The sequence below is a fragment of the Rhizobacter sp. P2_G4 genome, from assembly GCF_056403575.1.
Genome location: NZ_JBFUFG010000029.1, coordinates 1 through 3,826 on the forward strand (window position 1 = coordinate 1; position 3,826 = coordinate 3,826).

Genomic DNA, 3,826 nt, shown 5'->3' on the forward strand with positions numbered 1-3,826 from the left:
GGCGGGCGACCTTCTTTCTTTGCTTCGCCAAAGAAAGAAGGCAAAGAAAGGCGACCCCGACGGGGACCCCGACGGGGGCAGTCCGGCTAGGGCCGGACTGCTCTGCGGGGCTCGGTGTGTGGGGCCTCGCGCCGAACTCGCTACGCGGCCTTTGGCCGCTGCGCTCAGACAGCCGCGCGAAGTCAGTTGACGAGGCGTGCTGCGCACGCGGCCCCAAACCCCTGCGCTCCTCGACGCCCCCCACGGGGCCCGAAGAGCAATACGGTCGTTTGCTGAGCAAACTTTCCCTGTCCCCACTTGCGTTGCATCGTCGCGATGGCGAAGCCGAGCCGTGGAGCCGATGCGAAGCGAGCCGAATCTGGTGTTCGGGTCCCCGTGGGTGGCGTCGAGGAGCGCAGGGGTTTGGGGCCGCGCGCGTGAGCGCGCATCAACAACTGACTTCGCGACGTTTGGCTGAGCGGCGTGAGCGCAGCGAACAAAGCGAGTTTGGCGCGAGGCCCCAAACACCGAGCACCGCAGAGCAGTCGGCCTCAGGCCGACCGCCACCGTCGGGTCCCCCTTTCTTTGCTTACTTTCTTTCGGGGAAGCGAAAGAAAGTAAGTCGGCTGTCGGGACGACATCCCGACTCGGCCTCACGCAGTGAGACAGAAACCTCATGCGAATGCAGGCACAGCCCGAACGAACTGAGGCAGGCCATGACTCAACCCAAAAAAGGAGCCGCCCCATGTCCGCTGTCCTGAACGGCCCCACCTACGCCGACGTCCCCAAACCAAAATTCGCCCCCGGCCCCGCCGGCACACACATCACCATCCGCGGGCTGACGAAGTACTTCGCCGGCTGGCCGCTGTACGAGAACTTCGACCTCGACATCCCCAAGTCGAAGATCGTCTCGGTCTTCGGCCCCAACGGCTGCGGCAAATCCACGCTGATCAACATGATCGCGGGGCTGATCCCGATCGACAGCGGCGAGATCCTGTTCGATGGCAAGAGCCTCAAGGACACCAAGATCGGCTACGTGTTCCAGAACTACCGCGAAGCGATGTTCCCGTGGATGCGCACCATCGACAACATCGCCTACCCGCTGAAGCTCGAAGGCCGCAGCAAGGCCGAGGTCGACCGCCGCATGCAGGAGCTGGTGGCGTCGTTCGACGTCAAGTTCGACCTCAAGCGCTACCCGTATGAACTATCGGGCGGCCAGCAGCAGACGGCGTCGATCATGCGGGCGCTGGCCAACGGGCCCGAGGTGCTGTTTCTCGACGAGCCGTTCTCGGCGCTCGATTTCGAGATGACGCTGTTCATCCGCGAGAAGCTGCAAGAGGTGTTCATGCAGACCGGTACGACCATGATGCTGGTGTCGCACGACCTCGAAGAAGCCGTCTACCTGGCCGACCAGGTGCTGCTGCTGACCAAGCGGCCGACCAAGGTGGCCGAAATCTTGCACTATGGAGATGCGCGGCCGCGCACCGTGGCCACGCTGTCGGAGGCAAGCTTCATCGCGACCAAGAAGCTGAGCCTCGACATCTTCCAGCGAGAGGTCCGGCGTTGAACTTAGAGATTCAAGATTACGTTCGTGCGACGGCGCGCTTTCTCGCGCTGCCGCTCGACGAGGCGCAGGTGGAACGTGTGGCCGTTCACCTGGCGCGCACACGATCGATGGTGGCCGCCCTGCAGGCCGAGCCGCTGCACGCCGAGATCGAGCCGGCCGAAGTCTTCTGCCCTGCGCCCTTCCCGCCCGGCGACGACCCGGACGTCGCGGCCGAATGAGCGTCGCGAGGACACACGACATGATCACCGGCCTCAACATCGTTCGCGCAGTTCACTCTGGCGAGATGCTGGCCGAAGAAGCGCTCGAACACTGCATCGCGCGCATTGAAGTCACCGACCCGCGCGTCAACGCCTTCACCGACGGCACCTTCGAGCGTGCCACGCGTGAGGCGCGGGCCATCGACGCCAAGCGCGCGCGCGGCGAGGTGCTGCCCTCGCTCGCCGGCATGCCCTACGCGGTGAAAAACCTGTTCGACATCGAAGGCTTGACCACGCGTGCCGGCAGCAAGGTGCGCAACGGCCAACCCGCCGCCACGGCCGACGCCGTGCTCGTGCAGCGCATGCAGGCGGCCGGTGCCGTGCTGGTCGGCGCGCTCAACATGGACGAGTTCGCCTACGGCTTCACCACCGAGAACAGCCACTACGGCCCCTGCCACAACCCACGCCGCCTGGAGCGCACAGCCGGCGGTTCATCGGGCGGCTGCGGCGCCGCCGTCGCGGCTGGCCAGGTGCCGGTGACGCTCGGCTCCGACACCAACGGTTCCATTCGCGTGCCCTCGTCGCTGTGCGGCGTGTGGGGCCTGAAGCCCACCTTCGGGCGGCTCACGCGGCGCGGCAGTTTCCCCTTCGTCGCGAGCATCGACCACCTCGGCCCCTTCGCCCGCTCGGTGGAAGACCTGGCTGCCAGCTACGACGCGATGCAGGGCCCCGATGCACTCGACCCCGGCTGCCATGCCGAGCGCGTGCAGCCCACGCTGGCACAGATCGGCAGCAGCCTGCAGGGCCTGCGCATCGGTGTGCTCGGCGGCTACTTCGAAGACAACGCCGGGCCGATGGCGCGCAAGGCGCTCGATTTCGCCGCCACGGCGCTGAATGCCACCACAGGCGTCACTTGGCCCGACGCCGCACTGGCGCGCGTGGCGGCTTTCGTCACCACCGCCAGCGAAGGCGGCTCGCTGCACCTGCCGCTCCTGCGCGAGCGCGCAGCCGAGTTCGAGCCGCTGTCGGTCGACCGCTTCATCGCGGGCGCCTTGCAGCCGGTCGATTGGTACCTGCGCGCGCAGCGCTTCCGGCGCGTGTACCGCGACAAGGTGTTAGCGCTGTTCCAGCAGTGGGATGTGCTGCTCGCGCCTGCGACGCCGGTGCAGGCTACGCCGATCGGGTCGGAGACTTTCGATCTGAATGGCAGCTCGGTGCCGACTCGGCCTTCGATGGGGTTGTTGACGCAGCCGATCTCGTTCTCCGGGTGCCCGGTCGTGGCGGCTCCTCTTTGGCCTGAGGGGCGGCAGGGGTTGCCGTTGGGGGTGCAGGTGATTGCTGCTCCTTGGCGGGAGGATCTGGCGTTGCGGGTTGCGCGGGCGTTGGAAGCGTCTGGTGTTGCCAGTTCGCCGGTGGCGGGGATTTGAGGGTGGGTGAGGTTTACTCCTTGCTGGTGGCTTCTGTTTACTGCGTGGGGCTGCGTCGGGATGTGCCCCCGACAGGGCACTCACTTTCTTTCGCTTCCCCGAAAGAAAGTAAGCAAAGAAAGGGGGACCCGACGGTGGCGGTCCGGCTGCGCCGGACTGCTCTGCGGTGCTCGGTGTTTGGGGCCTCGCGCCCAACTCGCTTTGTTCGCTGCGCTCACGCCGCTCAGACAAACGTCGCGAAGTCAGTTGTTGATGCGCGCTATCGCGCGCGGCCCCAAACCCCTGCGCTCCTCGACGCCACCCACGGGGACCCCGAACACCAGATTCGCCTCGCTTCGCATCGGCTTGATGACGCGTCGCTTCGCTCGCGCCGATGCGAGCGAGTTTGGACAGGGAATGTTTGCGCAGCAAACGACCGCATTGCTCTTCGGGCCCCGTGGGGGGCGTCGAGGAGCGCAGGGGTTTGGGGCCGCGTGCGCAGCACGCCTCGTCAACTGACTTCGCGCGGCTGTCTGAGCGCAGCGGCCAAAGGCCGCGTAGCGAGTTCGGCGCGAGGCCCCACACACCGAGCCCCGCAGAGCAGTCCGGCCCTAGCCGGACTGCCCCCGTCGGGGTCGCCTTTCTTTGCCTTCTTTCTTTGGCGAAGCAAAGAAAGA

Annotated in this window: 3 protein-coding genes; all 3 read left to right on the plus strand. The window is 66.3% G+C overall.

Annotation, left to right across the window (positions count from 1 at the left end):
• Positions 1 to 724: 724 nt before the first annotated feature.
• From AC1DYS_RS32145 to AC1DYS_RS32155, 3 genes are read left to right on the plus strand one after another with little or no spacing between them, the layout of a single operon-like run.
• Positions 725 to 1,546: an ABC transporter ATP-binding protein gene (locus tag AC1DYS_RS32145; protein WP_477906145.1), complete on the plus strand. Its 822-nt coding sequence runs from the start codon at positions 725 to 727 to the stop codon at positions 1,544 to 1,546.
• Positions 1,543 to 1,764, plus strand: coding sequence for a DUF4089 domain-containing protein (locus AC1DYS_RS32150; protein WP_477906147.1), 222 nt, complete (start codon positions 1,543 to 1,545; stop codon positions 1,762 to 1,764). The genes AC1DYS_RS32145 and AC1DYS_RS32150 overlap by 4 nt, the downstream gene beginning before the upstream one ends.
• Positions 1,765 to 1,784: 20 nt before the next feature.
• A complete protein-coding gene (locus AC1DYS_RS32155) occupies positions 1,785 to 3,170 on the plus strand; it encodes an AtzE family amidohydrolase (RefSeq protein ID WP_477906149.1) in 1,386 nt (461 codons plus the stop codon).
• The last annotated feature ends 656 nt before the right edge of the window (positions 3,171 to 3,826 follow it).

Coding starts and splice junctions, on each gene's coding strand:
- AC1DYS_RS32145 (WP_477906145.1), top strand. CDS start 725: ATGTCCGCTGTCCTGAACGGCCCCACCTACGCCGACGTCCCCAAACCA.
- AC1DYS_RS32155 (WP_477906149.1), top strand. CDS start 1,785: ATGATCACCGGCCTCAACATCGTTCGCGCAGTTCACTCTGGCGAGATG.